The organism is Neobacillus sp. KR4-4 (assembly GCF_042136325.1).
Lineage (GTDB): Bacteria > Bacillota > Bacilli > Bacillales > Cytobacillaceae > Neobacillus.
On sequence record NZ_JBHHJU010000006.1, the window covers coordinates 105060 to 122300 of the forward strand.

Genomic DNA, 17241 nt, shown 5'->3' on the forward strand with positions numbered 1-17241 from the left:
GTTCGAGAAGATACCAGAAAAAAAGCAGAAAAAAACCAGTCGATTTACGACCGGTCCTTGTGTCTCTCTTCTAAAGTTCTCAAAACTTCCTTGAATGGAAGGCCTTGTTCAACGAGTAATACCTGCAAGTGATAAAGGAGATCAGCTGCTTCCCAACGCAGTTCCTCTGCGTCGCGGTTTTTCGCTGCAATAATTACTTCGGCCGATTCTTCGCCAACTTTTTTCAAAATCTTATCGACGCCTTTTTCAAACAAATAGGTGGTGTAAGCCCCTTCTGGACGCTCACGTTCACGGTCAACGATGACTTTTTCAAGCGATTGTAAGATCTCATAGTCTGCCAGACTTGATGTCCCCGTATAGCCTCTTTCTGTAAAACAGCTAACCGCACCAGTATGGCATGCCGGACCCTTTGGATATACAAGGACTAATATTGCATCTTGGTCACAGTCATAGTTCATGCTGACTACGGTCTGTGTATTTCCGCTTGTTGCACCTTTATGCCATAATTCCTTGCGAGAACGGCTGTAGAACCATGTTTCGCCCGTTTCAATTGTTTTGGCGAGCGACTCCTCGTTCATATAAGCGAGCGTTAATACTTCTTTTGTTCCAGCATCTTGAATAATCGCAGGCACTAACCCTTTTTCATCAAATCGTACATTCATCGAACCGTCACTCCTTTTTCCCGTAAATAGCTTTTTACTTCATGAACAGATGTCTCTTTATAGTGAAAAATGGACGCAGCGAGAGCCGCATCTGCTTTTCCGGCTAAGAACGCTTCCTCGAAGTGTTCCGAATTCCCTGCCCCGCCCGAAGCAATGACAGGAATAGTTACCGCTTCGCTGACTGCCTTCGTCAGCTCCAGGTCGAATCCATTCTTCTCACCATCACTATCCATGCTCGTTAGTAAAATTTCACCCGCACCCAGACGGGCAGCTTCGCTAGCCCACTCAACCACTAATTTGTCTGTCGGCGTTCTGCCACCGTGAGTGAATACCCGCCATGTTCCCACTTCTTCATCATATTTCGCATCGATTGCGACAACGATGCATTGCGAGCCAAAGTAGCTGGCACCTTCCTTAATCAGTTCCGGGTTAAGGACCGCTGCCGTGTTCAGCGACACTTTATCCGCGCCGGCACGGAGGATTCTTTTCATATCTTCCAACGCATTAATGCCCCCGCCTACCGTAAACGGAATGGCCAACTCAGAGGCGACGGCCTTTACGACTTCAACCATTGTTTTTCGGCCTTCAATAGAGGCAGAGATATCGAGAAAAACAAGTTCATCCGCCCCCTGCTCATCGTAAAAGCGTGCTAGTTCTACAGGATCACCGGCATCGCGCAGTTGCACAAATTGGATCCCTTTGACCACTCGACCATCTTTTACATCCAGGCATGGGATGATTCTTTTTGTAAGAGTCATCGGGAGCCACCCACTTTCAGAGCCTCTTTTAAAGTGAAGCGGTTTTCATATAGGGCTTTACCGACGATTGCTCCTTGTATCCCTTGGGAAGCAATGGCTTGTAAGTCTGCTAGACTGCTCACCCCGCCGGAGGCGATCACATTTTTCCCCGTCACTTCAGCCATTTCACACACAGCCGCAATATTCGGACCGGCTAGTGTTCCATCCGTAGCGATATCCGTAAAAATAAACGTCTCCGCCCCGGCATCTGCAAAGCGCTTGCCGAGATCGACTGCCTTTAATTCTGAAGTATCCAGCCAACCGTGTGTCGCGACATAGCCATTTTTAGCATCAATACCGACGGCAATTTTCGCACCGTATTTTTTGATCATATCGATGGCAAATTCGGGGTTAGAAACTGCAATACTGCCAATGATGACGCGGTTCACACCATTCTCAAGATAGTGAAGGATATCCTCCTCCGAACGAATGCCGCCGCCAATCTGAATATTTACATTTAACTTTTGTGCGGCTTCAATCACAAACTGGTCATTGACCCGCTTGCCATCTTTTGCCCCGTCAAGGTCCACCATGTGAATCCACTCGGAGCCATCAGCGGCAAAACTTTTGGCCATATTAAATGGCGAGTCACCATAAATGGTTTCTTGGTCGTAGTCCCCTTGGAGAAGTCGGACGCACTTGCCGCCGCGCATATCAATTGCTGGATAAATCGTTAAACTCATCGGACTGCCTTCCTTTCCTCCACCATTTGTAGAAAATTAGCGAGCAGGGCCATGCCCAGCTTGCTGCTTTTTTCAGGATGAAATTGCATCCCAAATATATTATCTTTACCCACAACCGCAGATACTTGTTCGTGATAATTGGCCTTTGCCAGTAACACATCGGAGTTTTCCGCATCCACATAATAGGAATGAACGAAATAGACATAGTCCTCTTCTAAGTTTTTTAATAGAGGGGATTCTTGGACAAATTCAAGTCGATTCCAGCCCATATGCGGAACTTTGTAGGTCTGTCCTTCCGGCGTTTTCCCTGGAAAACGGCGAACACGGCCCGGTAACAATCCTAAACCTTCTGTCGGTCCATTTTCCTCACTTCGTTCAAACAGCAATTGCATCCCAAGGCAAATCCCAAGGAGCGGTTTACCTGATGCAGCAAATTCCTTAATCGTCTCTACTGGCAAACGCTCCATCGCATCCCGAAAGGAGCCCACACCTGGAAGAAGTAAAGCATCTGCCGCCAGCAGCTCACCCTTATCAGCCGAAATAAAATACTCAGCACCGAGCCGTTCCAATGCCTTGCTAACACTAAACAGATTTCCCATTCCATAGTCAACAATGCCAATCATCTAAAACCATCCTTTCACGGTGCCTGTCCTTGGTGCCTGACACCTAAGTTATGTTTTTCACATGGTGCCTGACACCACTACACTACATACCATTACACTACACTACACTACTTTTTTCTAGAGCATTCCTTTTGTCGAGGGAACGCCTTTGATGCGCGGGTCGATGGTTGTTGCTTCGTCAAGGGCACGGCCGAGCGCTTTAAAGACGGCTTCGATCATATGGTGGGTATTTTTCCCGTAATGGACGATAACATGAAGATTCATCCGGGCCTCAAGTGCAAGCTTCCATAAAAATTCATGAACCAGCTCAGTGTCAAAGGTGCCCACTTTTTGTCCTGGGAACTCGGCACGCATTTCTAAATGCGGACGATTACTGAGGTCAACGACAACCTGTGCCAACGCTTCATCCATTGGTACAAAGGCATTCCCGTAACGCTTAATCCCGCGTTTGTCACCTAAGGCTTCACGTAAGGCCTGTCCAAGACAAATACCAATATCTTCTGTTGTATGGTGGTCATCAACTTCTGTATCCCCATTGGCATTCACTGTTAGGTTGAATTGTCCATGTTTTGTGAATAAATCAAGCATATGGGTCATGAACGGTACGCCCGTTTCTAAAGTAGACTGACCTTCCCCATCCACATCTAATGTTAATTGAATTTGTGTTTCATTCGTGTTTCGTTCAATACTTGCGATTCTTTCCATGAAATGGGACCCCCTATTTATTGTGCAGTACGATTATTTTATAATTTTCCGTCGTTTTTCAATCGGAATTCAACTGCCCGTGCATGGGCTTCAAGCCCTTCCTTCCGGGCAAACTCAGCAATTTTAGCCCCATTCTCAACCATCGCCTTTTGGCTGTAGATAATCACGCTTGATTTCTTCTGGAAATCATCCACATTCAACGGACTAGAAAAGCGGGCTGTTCCGTTGGTTGGAAGAACATGATTAGGACCAGCAAAGTAGTCACCAACCGGCTCTGAACTATAGCGGCCGATAAAAATGGCTCCAGCATGTCGGATCTTCCCAAGCAGTTCGATCGCATTTTCTGTGATAATTTCTAAATGTTCAGGCGCTAATTGATTGATGGTTTCGATCGCTTCTTCAATTGTATCCGTTATGTAAATAGCACCATAATCCGCAATTGAACGGGAGGCGATATCTTTCCGTGGCAGCAGCTCGAGCTGCTTTTCCACTTCCATGCTGACTGCTTCGGCCAGGACACTCGAAGGGGTGACCAAGACACTGCAGGCCCGCGGGTCATGTTCTGCCTGTGACAGAAGGTCTGCCGCTACCTCGTCTGCTCTTGCTGTTTCATCTGCCAAAATGGCAATTTCACTTGGACCGGCAATCATATCAATATCAACATCACCGAAAACCTCACGTTTAGCTAACGCCACGTAGATATTTCCGGGTCCGGTAATTTTATCAACAGAGTTAATTGATTCGGTTCCATAGGCAAGTGCCGCAATTGCTTGGGCCCCGCCCACTTTATAGATTTCCTCGACGCCCGCTTCCTTGGCTGCAACCAATACAGCTGGAGGTAATTGGCCTTGGTCGTCTGGCGGCGACACCATCACGATCCGCTTCACACCAGCGACCTTCGCTGGAAGGACGTTCATAAGAACGGAGGAAGGATACGCTGCTGTACCGCCTGGCACATATACCCCGACCGAATCGAGCGGTGTAATTTTTTGCCCTAGAACGGTTCCATTTTCCTCCGTGGTCATCCATGATGGCCGCAGCTGCTTTTCATGAAACGAGCGAATATTTTCCGCCGCTTCTCGGACAATCGAGAGAAAACGCTCATCTACCTGTGTGTAGGCAGCCTCTATTTCTTTTTCGGTGACAGAAAAAGAAGATAAGCGCACACGATCGAATTTCTCCGTATATTCCCTTAATGCTTCATCGCCGCGCGTGCGAATCGCTGATATAATTTCTTTGACTACGTTTACTTGCTCGGAGGTACCTGACTCGATTGATCGCTTTAACGAAACAAGGTCATTTACTTTTACTATTTTCATGTTAATTTTCCTCCAAAGAGACAACTTTACTAAGCCTTGTTACTAGTTCGTCAATCTTTGTATCCTTGATGCGGTAGCTGACGGGATTAACGATCAGTCGGGATGTGACATCCACAATCCTCTCATACTCAACAAGACCATTTTCCCTCATCGTTCGGCCGGTGGAAACAATATCCACAATCCTATCTGATAAACCAATGATCGGAGCAAGTTCAATTGAACCGTTTAATTTGATGATTTCCACCTGTTCTCCCTGTTCACGAAAATAGGCTTCAGCCACATTCGGGTATTTCGTGGCTACCCTAGGCGCCACATCATTCATTTTTGTGTTTGGCAAGCCGGCAACCGCTAAATAGCAGGCACTAATCCGTAAGTCGAGGAGTTCATAAACATCACGCTCTTCCTCCAGCATGACATCCTTGCCGGCGATACCGATATCGGCGACCCCATGCTCCACATAGGTAGGAACATCGGTTGGTTTCGCCAAAATAAATCGCAGCCCCTCATTTTCAACCTCGATGATTAATTTCCGCGAATCATCAAATTCAGGTGGAAGCTGATACCCAGCTTTCCGAAGCAGTTCAACCGCTTCTTCAAAAATACGCCCTTTCGGCATTGCAATCGTTAGTATATTATTCATCGGCACGCCCTCCGAGTAAGTAGGTAGTATCCGCAAATTTCTTTGTAAAGGCATCAAGGTTTTTGACGCCATTAATATCTTGGAGCACGGTCCGTTTTCCTTCGTTATGCATCTGTTCAGCTAATTGAAAAGCTTCCTTTCGGCGCTCCTGACTGAAAAAGATGCAGGTTACTGTATTTTCGAAGTCGATGTTGCCCAGGGCCTCTAGCAGTCGGTCAAGATGTACCGCGAACCCGGTGGCACTTGCATTTTTCCCAAATTTCTCAATTAAGCTGTAGCGGCCGCCATTACCGATAGGAAAGCCAACATTCCCCGCGTAAACTTCAAATAATATTCCAGAATAATAGCTCATATGGCTGACGATGGTAAAATCAAATTTCACTTGATCCTCGACACCGTAGTCGTTCAGACAATCCCATAGTTCTTTTAACTGCAGAAGTGCAAGCTTGCCTTGTTCATTTTCAATTAAATCGAAGGCCTTGCCGATCACTTCGATTCCTCCCCTTAAGTCGAGGAATTGAAGAAGTCTTTGTTTATCAATTGATGATAGGGATAACGAGTTTACATGCTCGCGGTAACCGACATAATTTTTTTCATATAAAAATCTTCGTAACGAATTCGCCCGCTCATCCGTCCCGAGGATTTGTAAAAATAATTCCTGGGCAAAACCAATATGACCAATTGATACTTGGAACTGTGATAACCCTGCTTTTTTTAATGAAGAAATAAGTAAGGCAATCACTTCGCCATCGCACGAAACGGTTTCGTCATTTAGGAATTCCACGCCGATTTGTTCAAATTCAGCGGGGCGTCCGCCTTCACGCTGCTGAGCGCGGAACACGTTCGCGGAGTAGGCTAATCGAAGCGGCATATCGTCCTGCAATAGTTTTGATGCGGCTACGCGGGCGATAGGCGCTGTCATATCAGGTCGTAAAACCAGTGTATGCCCTTGTTTGTCGAGCAATCGGAACAACTGGGCATCTTGAATGGCCGATGCCGATCCAACTGTTTCATAGTATTCCAGTGTAGGTGTTTCAATAAATTGGCAGCCCCAAAGTTTGATGGTATCTTCCATTAAAGTTCGAACACGGTGTTTTTTTTCATACAACTCTGGCAGCGTATCTCTCATGCCCAGGGGCTTTTCAAACATAAACAAGCGACTCATCCTGCTCATCCTTTATTTTAGATTACGTTATTTTAAAATTTTCAAAATACTTTAGTCTGCTAATGTGATAATGAATTAAAGTAGTTTTAGTTTACCCTTTGAAAAACTATTCGTCAATGAAAAAATCTGAAACTTTTGGGGAGGGATTCCGCAGAACTAGGATAAAATTCCGCCAATCTGTGGTAGGATTCCGCCAAACCTCGGCATATATCCGCCAACCTAGTATGGAATTCCGCCAAGTTTCTGAATTTTTCCGCGAAATAACATTTTAATTGTTAGTTTACTACAAAAAAAGCCTGGTTGCGAAAACCAGACTTAAAAAAATTCCACTATATTATTTTCTCCGTCCATAAATCGAATCATCGGCCCAGCGCTCGGCCAACTCTTCCTTTGTATAAATGACCCGCATTGGATTCCCGCCAACAAACGCCCCTGGAGGAACATCTTTATGGACAAGGGTCCCAGCTGAGACAATGGCCCCATCTCCAATCGTAATCCCTGGAAGGATCGTGGAGTTCGCACCAATCATCACTTCACTGCCAATCACCACAGGACCAAGCCGATATTCTTTAATTAAATATTCATGAGCTAGGATGGTCGTGTTGTACCCAATCACCGTATTTCGGCCGACACTGATTTTTTCGGGAAACATCACATCAAGCATAACCATTAATGCGAAGGATGTTTGTTCGCCCACCTCAAGCCCAAGGAAGACCCGATACAGCCAATTTTTCATCCCTAAGAATGGCGTGTAGCGGGCTAATTGAATCACAATAAAATTCTTAACAACTTTCCAAAAAGGCACGGTCTTATAGACGTGCCATAAAGAGTTCGCTCCTTCAACCGGATAACGGGTCGTATTCCTCATCTTTCTCACTCTCCGAGGATAGGTAATAGGTCAGCCATGTTCTCTAGAATATAATCGGGTTCATATTTGGCAATATACTCTCTGCCTTTAATCGACCAGGCACAGCCAGCCGTTGCGGTACCTGCATTTTTTCCTGCTAAAATATCATGGTAATTATCGCCAACCATCATTGTCTCTTCCGGGGTAGAATCCAGTTGTTCCAATGCCTTAAAAATCGGTTCAGGATCTGGTTTTGTCTTGCTTACATGATCGTAGGCAACAATGACTTCGAAATAGGATTCTAGGTTCATAAGATGAAGTCCCTTCATCGTCACATCATGACGTTTAGTCGTGACGATCCCCAGCTTGTAGCCCTTTTCTTTTAAGGTTCGCACCGTTTCCAAGACCCCAGCAAATTCCCGCACCAAGTTATCATGGTTGCTTATGTTAAAGGCCCGATATTCTAAAATCATCTCTTCCACCCGATCTGGATCGATGGTGCCAAACGCTTCGTGCAGTGTCGGTCCCATAAACGGCAATACATCCTCACGCTTGTACTTGTTTGGATAATATTTTTCCAATGTATGCAGGTAGGATGTAATAATTAATTCATTCGTATCAATTAAAGTCCCATCTAAATCAAAAAGAACGGTCGTAATTTTATTCGTCATTGGTCGCTTCCTTTCTCTCACACGGTTAACTATTTTCTTGATCTAAATATCGCTTATCGGTCAATTGTTTCGTGCGGCGATACATAAGAATGGCCAGCGCTCCCACCACTAATGCAATCGAAATTGTTTGTGCCATCCGGAGGCTGCCAAGCATTAAGCTATCAGTTCGTAAGCCCTCGATGAAAAAACGGCCAACTGAATACCAAATCACATATGTAAGGAATAATTCTCCGCGGCGGAAGTTCACCCGGCGCAGGAATAATAATAGGAAAAAGCCAGCAAAGTCCCAGAGTGATTCATACAAGAATGTTGGGTGATAATACGTTCCATTAATATACATTTGATTAATAATAAATTCCGGTAAATGCAAGTTTTCAAGGAATGCTCTAGTTACTTCCCCGCCATGCGCCTCCTGGTTCATGAAATTTCCCCAACGGCCAATCGCTTGTCCAAGAATAATACTCGGTGCAGCAATGTCGGCAATTTTCCAAAAGGAAATCCGGCGCTTTTTGGCAAACACATATGTGGTCAGTACGGAACCAATCAAGGCACCATGGATAGCAATCCCGCCATTCCAGATTTGCGGGATATCCGCTGGATGGTTGACATAATATTTCCATTCAAAAATCACATAATAGATACGTGCAGATATGATGGCAATGGGGATAGCCCATAGCATTAAGTCAGCAAACGTGTCTTTCTCTAACCCTCTGCGATTACCCTCCCTGATGGCAAGGTACAAAGCAAGGGCCAAACCTGAGCCAATAATAATCCCATACCAATGCACTGAAATCGGTCCAAGTGAAAAGGCAATCGGATTTAGCGGTTGAATAGAATTGTTCATCTCTCTATCTCCTCTTCCCCTTAAATCTCGTCGTGATCGCCGTCTTCAATCACATCAGACAGACGCTCAGTAAATTGCTGCGCCGCATTCACACCCATTCTTTTTAGACGGAAATTCATCGCAGCCACTTCGATAATAACAGCAAGGTTTCGCCCTGGACGAACAGGGATTGTCAACTTTGGTATATCCGTGTCAATGATTCTCATTTTCTCTTCATCTAAACCAAGGCGGTCATATTGCTTTTTTGAATCCCAAATTTCTAGATTCATAACGAGGGTAATCCGTTTATTACTGCGAACGGCACCAGCTCCGAATAGAGTCATCACATTGATGATCCCTAAACCGCGAATTTCTAGTAAATGCTCGATTAAATCGGGAGAAGATCCGACTAATGTATCCTGGTCTTCCTGGCGAATTTCGACACAATCATCCGCGACCAGCCTGTGGCCGCGCTTAACCAATTCTAAGGCCGTTTCACTTTTACCGACACCGCTTTTTCCGGTAATTAATACTCCGATTCCGTAAACATCAACCAATACGCCATGGACAGCAGTAGTTGGTGCCAGCTTACTTTCCAGGTAATTTGTCAGACGGCTGGAAAAACGGGTGGTCTTCATGCCCACACGTAAAACTGGAACAGATTCACGTTCGGACGCTTCAATCAGCTCTTTTGGTACCTCGATATCTCGGGTGACAATAATCGCTGGAGTGATATCGGTGCATAAACGTTCCATTCTTGAAGCACGTTCAGCGTCAGACAGCATTCCAAAAAAGGAAAGCTCGGTTTTACCTAAGAGCTGAATTCGTTCAGCTGGATAAAATTCAAAATATCCGGCTATTTCAATTCCTGGACGTGAGATATCACTCATGGTGATGGGACGGTTAATTCCCTCTTCGCCGCTAACTAATTCAAGTTTAAACTTCTCGACTATATCTTTGGTACGTACTTTTGGCAACGAAACATCCTCCTCAAACGGATTAAGTTTATTCTAAAAATTCCATTTCCATTTATTTTAGCATTTTTTATTAAATTACCATACTTTCATGTCTAAAAAATTAGCATACTGCTGCTTGGGTATTTTTACCATATAAATAGGGTGCCCACTTTTTAAAGCGGGCACCCTGGTATTAACTATTAATCCTTGGATTTCCTTGCTGGCTGGAGCAGTGTTTTTTGAATGATCAAGTTTACAAGTGACATCAGGATAGCAAAGAAGAAGGCCATCCCAAAACTGGAAATCTCAAAGGCTTCGCCCATCAAATAATCTGTCAGCTCCAGCGTAATCGCATTGATCACAAATAGAAACAGCCCCAATGATACAACTGTCACTGGCAGGGTGAGCAGAATCAGGATCGGTCGTACCAAAACATTTAAGATGGATAATAAAATGCTTGCCTGAAGAGCGGCCATAAACAACACCGCATTAATCAAACACCCAATCAGCCATCTCATTTTTCGGCATCTCCTAGTAATTATTCTTGTGATTTGTGAATGGTGATGGAACCCGTTTTTGTGTCTGCATAGATTTTCATCATTTTATCAGGATGATTAATGGATTTAAAGCGAAGCGACTTTTGAATCATTTCACTCTTCTCTTCCAGTACTTGAACACCAACAAGCTCTACATTAAATCCGCCAATATTCGTCTTCAATTCCCCATTTACCGGCAGATTATCTGGGATGTAAAGGTCGATTCCACCCGTTGTCGCTTTTACTTGAATCAACTCGGTGCGACTGCCACTGATATTGCAGCTGATATTCCCGTGAAAGGACTGCGTTCCCACCCTTTTAAAGTCACCATCTAGTTTGATTGCCCCGTTAATAGTCTCCGCTTCGAGGTCATCGAACAAACTGCCGATAATTTTAATTTTTCCGTTTGCCGTTTCCACCTCTGCTTTATTACCATGAACTCGGTCAAGGTTTATTTTTCCATTAGCGGTTTTGACCCTTAGGTCAGCAACATTGATATCTTCTCCGCTGACTGCTCCATTAAAAATTCTGATGCGCATACGGTCATACTGAGCTTTTGGTACAAAAATGGTTGAGTCTGCCTTCATCCATTTTTGCTGGGTTATAAAACATAATTTTTGATTTTCCACTGAAAAAATCGTGTCTCTTAAAAAGTTCTGCCTTGCTTGGTCTGAGTTTTCAACCCGAAATACCTTCGCTTGACATTCAATCCTCACATCCGGTTGGTCCCAAGCCGCTAGTTTAACGGAACCATTCGCCACGTCAATATCGACCTCTTTCAGATCGGCATCACCCTGGTGAAAAATATGGGAGATCTCTACTGATTGACCAAAGTTCAAATCAAAATCAAAATCTTTGATTTTTTTTAAGGCAGAATCGACAAAATCAAAAATCTTTACCTTGGTCGATTGGAATTTCGCCTGAAAAGGATCTTCCTTCTTGGCTTCCTCGAAATTTACAACGGTGGAAAGCTCATTCACGATGTCCTCCTGCTTCTGCTCCATCGTTTTTTGTGCTTTTTCTAATTCATCCAGCAAGGAGACAGCTTCTTCGACGGTCAATTTTCCTTCTTCAACCATTTTTAATATCCGCACTTTTTCCTCTTTCATGATTCCCCACCTCAGCATCAAAAAATTTGTGTCACTTTATGCTTATTCAGTAATGATTATTATTATCCTTTATCTATTATTTACGAAAAAGGAAGCTGATTAGTTTCGTAATTTTTTAATTAAGACCAAGCAGGATTTTTTTGATCCAGTGCCGAGGGGGGGATTTCGCCGATTGGAGCTGGAATTTCGCCAACTTGAAGCGGCATTTCGCCGAACTCGGAACAGTTTTCGCCGATTGGCACCATAATTTCGCCAATGACAAATTTACAGACTTCCTTAACCGAAAAATGACATAAAAAAAAGAGCCTAAGGCTCTTTTTATGCTTTTATAGCACTCTTATCTTCTACTTGCTGTTTCATCCGAAGGCGGTCCCGCTCAAGAATCGGCTTTAAGTATTTTCCCGTGTACGATTCCGGAACTTCCGCCACTTTTTCAGGTGTTCCCGTGGCGACGATTGTTCCGCCTTTATCTCCACCTTCTGGTCCTAGATCGACGAGATAATCGGCTGCCTTAATAACATCGAGATTATGCTCAATCACAAGGACAGTGTCGCCATTTTCAACTAAGCGCTGCAGCACAACAAGCAAACGAGAAATATCATCGACATGAAGACCTGTTGTCGGTTCATCGAGAATATAGAAGGATTTTCCTGACGATCGGCGGTGCAGTTCTGATGCTAATTTGACACGCTGCGCTTCCCCTCCGGATAGAGTTGTTGCCGGCTGACCTAGTTTAACGTAGCCAAGGCCGACATCCAAGATGGTTTGCAGTTTACGGCTGATTTTCGGAATGTTCTCGAAAAATTCTACTGCCGCTTCCACGGTCATATCGAGAATGTCCGAAACATTCTTCCCTTTGTACTTTACTTCTAACGTTTCACGGTTATAACGTTTGCCATGGCAAATTTCGCAAGGTACATACACATCTGGTAAGAAGTGCATTTCAATTTTAATGATTCCATCGCCGCGGCAGGCCTCACAGCGGCCGCCCTTCACATTAAAACTGAAGCGTCCCTTTTTATAACCGCGGACCTTCGCCTCGTTTGTGTTCGCAAACACATCACGAACATCATCAAAAACACCCGTATATGTTGCTGGGTTCGAACGCGGTGTTCGGCCAATTGGTGATTGATCGATGTCAATGACTTTCTCTAAATAATCGATGCCTTTAATACTCTTATGTTCACCAGGCTTTGTTTTTGCATGATGAAGCTTTTGGGCAAGGGATTTATGTAAGATCTCGTTAATAAGGGTACTCTTCCCAGAACCAGACACACCTGTGATTGCAATAAACATCCCAAGTGGCAGCTTCACATTGACATTTTTTAAATTGTTTTCCGATGCACCCTTGATTTCAATAAAGCGGCCATCCGGCTTGCGTCGTTCTAAGGGAAGCGGGATAAACTTCTTCCCGGATAAGTATTGACCTGTTAATGAATGGGGGTCTGCCATGACTTCGGCTGGTGTTCCAGCAGAAACGATTTCTCCGCCATGAACCCCGGCACCCGGACCGATATCAATCAGGTAATCGGCCGCAATCATCGTGTCCTCATCATGCTCAACCACAATCAAAGTGTTGCCGATATCGCGCATATTTTGCAGCGTTCCAATTAAGCGGTCATTATCCCGCTGATGTAATCCAATCGACGGTTCATCCAAAATATAGAGAACACCAGTTAAACGCGAACCGATTTGTGTGGCTAAGCGAATCCGCTGGGCCTCCCCGCCTGACAGCGTACCAGCTGTCCTGCTCAATGTTAAATAATCGAGACCGACATTAATTAAGAAGCCAAGCCGCTCACTGATTTCATTGAAGATCAGTTTAGCAATTTGCATTTCTTTATCGGAAAGCGTTAATTCTGCAAAAAATTGATTGGCCTCTTCAATGGAAAGGTCGGTTATTTGGGCAATATGGCGGCCATTAATAAGGACGGCCAAGGTTTCTTTTTTCAATCGATAGCCCTTACAGGTTGGACATGGTTTTTGACCCATATATTTTTCCATTTGCTCCCGGATATAATCGGAGCTAGTTTCTTTATAACGACGCTCCACATTTCGGATAACGCCCTCAAATTCAATATTCCCCTCGCGGACTTGACCAAAATCATTTTCATAGCGGAAATAGATTTTTTCACGGCCGCCTCCATAGAGAACTTTTTCCAAAAGGTGCTCCGGGATATCCTTCACAGGAATATTCATATCTACACCGAAGTGATCACATACTGCCTCAAGCAGCTGTGGGTAGTACTGTGAGCTGGTCGGTTCCCACGGCGCAATCGCATGCTCCTTCAGTGTCAAGTCGCGGTTGGGGATGACAAGTTCCACATCGACTTCGAGCTTAGAACCGAGTCCGTCACATTCAGGGCAGGCACCAAACGGACTATTGAACGAAAACATCCGCGGCTCTAGTTCTCCAATCGAAAAACCACAATGCGGACAGGCATGATTTTCACTGAACAACAGTTCTTCTTGCCCAATCACATCGACGATGACCTTTCCTTCGCCTAGTTTTAGTGCCGTTTCGAGAGAATCAGCAATCCGTGCTGAGACCCCTTCCTTGACGACAATCCGGTCAATAATAACTTCAATCGAATGCTTTTTATTTTTCTCTAACTCAATCTCATCGCCAAGGTCGAGCATTTCCCCGTCGACACGGACGCGGACAAAGCCTTGTTTTTTAATGTCTTCGAGCACCTTCACATGCGTTCCCTTTCGGCCTGACACCACCGGGGCTAGGATTTGCATTTTGGTCCGTTCGGGGTATTCTAAAATCCGGTCAACCATCTGCTCAATCGTCTGTGAGGAGATTTCAATTCCATGGATTGGACACGTTGGATGCCCGACCCTTGCATATAATAAACGCAAATAATCATAGATTTCTGTCACCGTACCGACCGTCGAACGGGGGTTACGGCTTGTTGTTTTTTGATCGATGGAGATTGCCGGGGAGAGACCCTCAATGGCATCCACATCCGGTTTATCCATCTGGCCTAGAAATTGCCGTGCATAGGCAGAAAGGGATTCGACGTATCGTCTTTGCCCCTCGGCATAAATCGTATCAAAGGCGAGCGAGGACTTCCCAGACCCGGAAAGTCCTGTTAAGACAACAAGCTTATCTCTCGGAATGGTGACATCAATATTTTTCAAATTGTGGGCTCTAGCGCCTTTCACAATCAGTTTTTCCATTGCCATTTATACGTCATCCTTCCGCTTTCAATTCCAAAATTAAATCACGAAGCTCAGCCGCCCGTTCGAAATTAAGCGCTTTGGCTTCGACCTTCATTTCTTTTTCCATTGTGGCAATTAATTTTTCTCTTTCTTTCTTGTTCATCTTACTAAATGATGCCGCTGGTTTGTAATCTTCCTGCTCCTCAGCAGCATGTGTAGCACGGATGACGTCACGAATATCTTTTTGAATCGTCATTGGGACAATTCCATGCTTTTGGTTGTACTCTTCTTGGATGGCACGGCGGCGCCTTGTTTCTGTGATCGCTAATTCCATGGAATTCGTGATCTTGTCAGCGTACATGATGACATGTCCCTGGGCATTCCGAGCGGCTCGGCCAATCGTTTGGATTAACGAACGTTCCGAACGAAGGAAGCCTTCTTTGTCGGCATCAAGGATGGCTATCAGTGATACCTCTGGGATGTCCAACCCTTCCCTCAGTAAGTTTATCCCGATGAGAACATCGTATTTTCCAAGACGCAGCTCCCGAATAATTTCAATCCGCTCGAGCGTCTTTACCTCCGAATGCAGATATTGTACTTTAATTCCGATTTCCTTCAAGTAATCTGTTAGATCTTCGGACATTTTTTTCGTCAAGGTGGTCACAAGGACACGTTCATTTCTCCGTATCCGTTCGTGAATTTCGCCAATCAAGTCATCAATTTGCCCTTCAATTGGACGAACCTCAATCGTAGGGTCTAATAGTCCTGTCGGGCGGATAATTTGTGAAACCATTTCCGGTGTATGTTCCAACTCGTACGGCCCAGGTGTCGCCGAAACATAGATGATATTGTGAATATGCTTTTCAAACTCATCAAACATTAACGGCCGGTTATCAAGGGCCGATGGCAGACGAAAGCCGTGATCCACAAGGACCTGTTTCCGCGCTTTATCTCCATTAAACATACCTCTCACTTGCGGCAAAGTAACATGCGACTCGTCAATCACCATCAAAAAGTCCTTTGGAAAATAGTCAAGCAAGGTATATGGAGTGGATCCTGCTTCTCTTAACGTTAAATGGCGTGAATAATTCTCAATCCCTGAGCAAAAGCCCATTTCCCGCATCATTTCCAGGTCATAGCGTGTCCTTTGTTCAAGACGCTGGGCTTCGAGCAATTTATTGTCCTCGCGCAGTTCTTCGAGACGTACTTCTAGTTCTTTTTCAATATTTTCAATCGCAATTCTCAGCTTTTCTTCCCTTGTAACGAAGTGGGAGGCAGGGAAAATCGCGACATGTTCCCGTTCACCCATAATCTCGCCTGTGAGCGCATCGACTTCTCGAATTCGATCGATTTCATCACCAAAAAACTCGACACGAAGGCAATGCTCGTCACGAGAAGCAGGGAAAATCTCGACCACATCGCCACGGACACGGAAGGTTCCCCGCTTGAAGTCAATATCATTTCGGTCATATTGGATATCGACTAAACGACGTAACAGCTGATTGCGCTCTATTTCCATTCCTGTTCGAAGCGATAGCACCATTTCTCGATATTCTTCCGGAGAACCCAAACCATAAATACAAGAAACCGAGGCAATTACGATCACATCTTTCCGTTCGAAGAGGGAAGATGTCGCTGAGTGGCGCAATTTATCAATTTCATCATTGATACTGGCATCTTTTTCAATGAATGTATCCGTCTGTGGAACGTAAGCTTCTGGCTGAAAGTAGTCATAGTAACTGACAAAATATTCAACCGCATTGTTTGGAAAAAATTCTTTGAACTCACTGTAGAGCTGTCCAGCGAGGGTCTTGTTATGAGCGATAATAAGCGTTGGTTTATTTACCTCTTTAATCACATTTGAAATTGTAAATGTTTTTCCCGTACCTGTCGCACCAAGCAATGTCTGTTCTTTTTTATTATTCTTGAGCCCGTCAACTAATTGTCTGATCGCCTCCGGCTGATCCCCTTGCGGCGAGTATTTTGATACTAATTCAAATTGATCTTTCACAAATCTTCCCTCCCGTAAAATCAATCACTTTTCAGCATATGTACCTTGTTATGGACCGGGATGGATGCTTTCAAGTGTATCCTCTCAAATTCATATCTACATTTTACCACATTCCCCTAAAAACAAACCAATAATATGCGAACGAATATTCGATTTCATTAAAAAAGCCTGTCATTTTACTGACAGACTTGGTTTGTTTCAATGCTTAGGTCTTCTTCAATGCCCTTTGCCTCATTTTATCAGCCAGCCAAAAACCGGCAGTTAACGAAAAAGCATCCACCACGATAATCATAAACGTGTTGGTATAACCTTTATATACTGAAGTGGCAATGAGAGCCACAGTCAAGATGAGCCCAATCACTCGATTGTAAGTGACACGTGTAAAAAGCAAGACGAGCAGCCCTGGAAGAATAAGCGCTGAGAAAATTCGAATAACGGTTTCCAATGAGTACACCTCATTCAATTCATACTATTCATTTATTCTAAAAATTAATTTACAAAATTGCAACATATATGATAGTTGAAA

17 protein-coding genes are annotated in these 17241 nt (G+C 44.4%); all 17 read right to left on the bottom strand.

The genetic code is table 11. The features are described from left to right. Positions 1-44: 44 nt before the first annotated feature. Complete coding sequence (gene hisIE, locus ACE198_RS08630; RefSeq protein ID WP_375375230.1) at positions 45-662, bottom strand: bifunctional phosphoribosyl-AMP cyclohydrolase/phosphoribosyl-ATP diphosphatase HisIE; 618 nt, start codon at positions 660-662, stop codon at positions 45-47. Then, positions 659-1420 (bottom strand): imidazole glycerol phosphate synthase subunit HisF, encoded by a 762-nt coding sequence (gene hisF, locus ACE198_RS08635; protein WP_375375231.1) that lies wholly within the window; start codon positions 1418-1420, stop codon positions 659-661. Before hisF ends, hisIE begins: the two co-directional genes overlap by 4 nt. After that, entirely contained in the window at positions 1417-2142 is a 726-nt protein-coding gene (gene hisA, locus ACE198_RS08640; RefSeq protein ID WP_375375232.1) for a 1-(5-phosphoribosyl)-5-[(5-phosphoribosylamino)methylideneamino]imidazole-4-carboxamide isomerase, read from the bottom strand. Before hisA ends, hisF begins: the two co-directional genes overlap by 4 nt. Continuing rightward, positions 2139-2765 (bottom strand): imidazole glycerol phosphate synthase subunit HisH, encoded by a 627-nt coding sequence (gene hisH, locus ACE198_RS08645; protein WP_251458098.1) that lies wholly within the window; start codon positions 2763-2765, stop codon positions 2139-2141. Before hisH ends, hisA begins: the two co-directional genes overlap by 4 nt. Positions 2766-2882: 117 nt before the next feature. Next, the gene (gene hisB, locus ACE198_RS08650; RefSeq protein ID WP_251458101.1) at positions 2883-3470 is read right to left on the bottom strand and encodes an imidazoleglycerol-phosphate dehydratase HisB; all 588 of its coding nucleotides are present in this window, start codon (positions 3468-3470) and stop codon (positions 2883-2885) included. Between the two features lie 38 nt (positions 3471-3508). Beyond that, complete coding sequence (hisD, locus tag ACE198_RS08655) at positions 3509-4789, bottom strand: histidinol dehydrogenase (protein ID WP_375375233.1); 1281 nt, start codon at positions 4787-4789, stop codon at positions 3509-3511. Between the two features lies 1 nt (position 4790). After that, a complete protein-coding gene (gene hisG / locus ACE198_RS08660; protein ID WP_251458107.1) occupies positions 4791-5429 on the bottom strand; it encodes an ATP phosphoribosyltransferase in 639 nt (212 codons plus the stop codon). Beyond that, complete coding sequence (locus tag ACE198_RS08665) at positions 5422-6594, bottom strand: ATP phosphoribosyltransferase regulatory subunit (protein ID WP_098572311.1); 1173 nt, start codon at positions 6592-6594, stop codon at positions 5422-5424. Before ACE198_RS08665 ends, hisG begins: the two co-directional genes overlap by 8 nt. Before the next feature lie 334 nt (positions 6595-6928). Beyond that, entirely contained in the window at positions 6929-7462 is a 534-nt protein-coding gene (locus ACE198_RS08670) for an acyltransferase (protein ID WP_375375234.1), read from the bottom strand. A gap of 5 nt (positions 7463-7467) precedes the next feature. After that, positions 7468-8112 carry a pyrophosphatase PpaX gene (gene ppaX / locus ACE198_RS08675; RefSeq protein ID WP_098572308.1) on the bottom strand — a complete coding sequence of 215 codons (645 nt, stop codon included), beginning with the start codon at positions 8110-8112 and terminating at the stop codon, positions 7468-7470. Between the two features lie 25 nt (positions 8113-8137). Then, positions 8138-8956: a prolipoprotein diacylglyceryl transferase gene (gene lgt / locus ACE198_RS08680; RefSeq protein WP_375375235.1), complete on the bottom strand. Its 819-nt coding sequence runs from the start codon at positions 8954-8956 to the stop codon at positions 8138-8140. A gap of 20 nt (positions 8957-8976) precedes the next feature. Beyond that, a complete protein-coding gene (hprK, locus tag ACE198_RS08685; protein WP_098572306.1) occupies positions 8977-9912 on the bottom strand; it encodes an HPr(Ser) kinase/phosphatase in 936 nt (311 codons plus the stop codon). Between the two features lie 179 nt (positions 9913-10091). Further along, entirely contained in the window at positions 10092-10409 is a 318-nt protein-coding gene (locus ACE198_RS08690) for a phage holin family protein (protein WP_375375236.1), read from the bottom strand. Positions 10410-10429: 20 nt separating this feature from the next. Next, positions 10430-11536, bottom strand: coding sequence for a DUF4097 family beta strand repeat-containing protein (locus tag ACE198_RS08695; RefSeq protein WP_375375237.1), 1107 nt, complete (start codon positions 11534-11536; stop codon positions 10430-10432). A 318-nt stretch (positions 11537-11854) separates the two neighbouring features. After that, on the bottom strand, positions 11855-14728 hold the full coding sequence (gene uvrA, locus ACE198_RS08700; protein ID WP_375375238.1) for an excinuclease ABC subunit UvrA: 2874 nt from the start codon (positions 14726-14728) through the stop codon (positions 11855-11857). Between the two features lie 7 nt (positions 14729-14735). Continuing rightward, entirely contained in the window at positions 14736-16715 is a 1980-nt protein-coding gene (uvrB, locus tag ACE198_RS08705) for an excinuclease ABC subunit UvrB (protein ID WP_098572302.1), read from the bottom strand. Between the two features lie 205 nt (positions 16716-16920). Continuing rightward, positions 16921-17160, bottom strand: coding sequence for a DUF2198 family protein (locus ACE198_RS08710; RefSeq protein ID WP_098572301.1), 240 nt, complete (start codon positions 17158-17160; stop codon positions 16921-16923). Between the last annotated feature and the right edge of the window lie 81 nt (positions 17161-17241).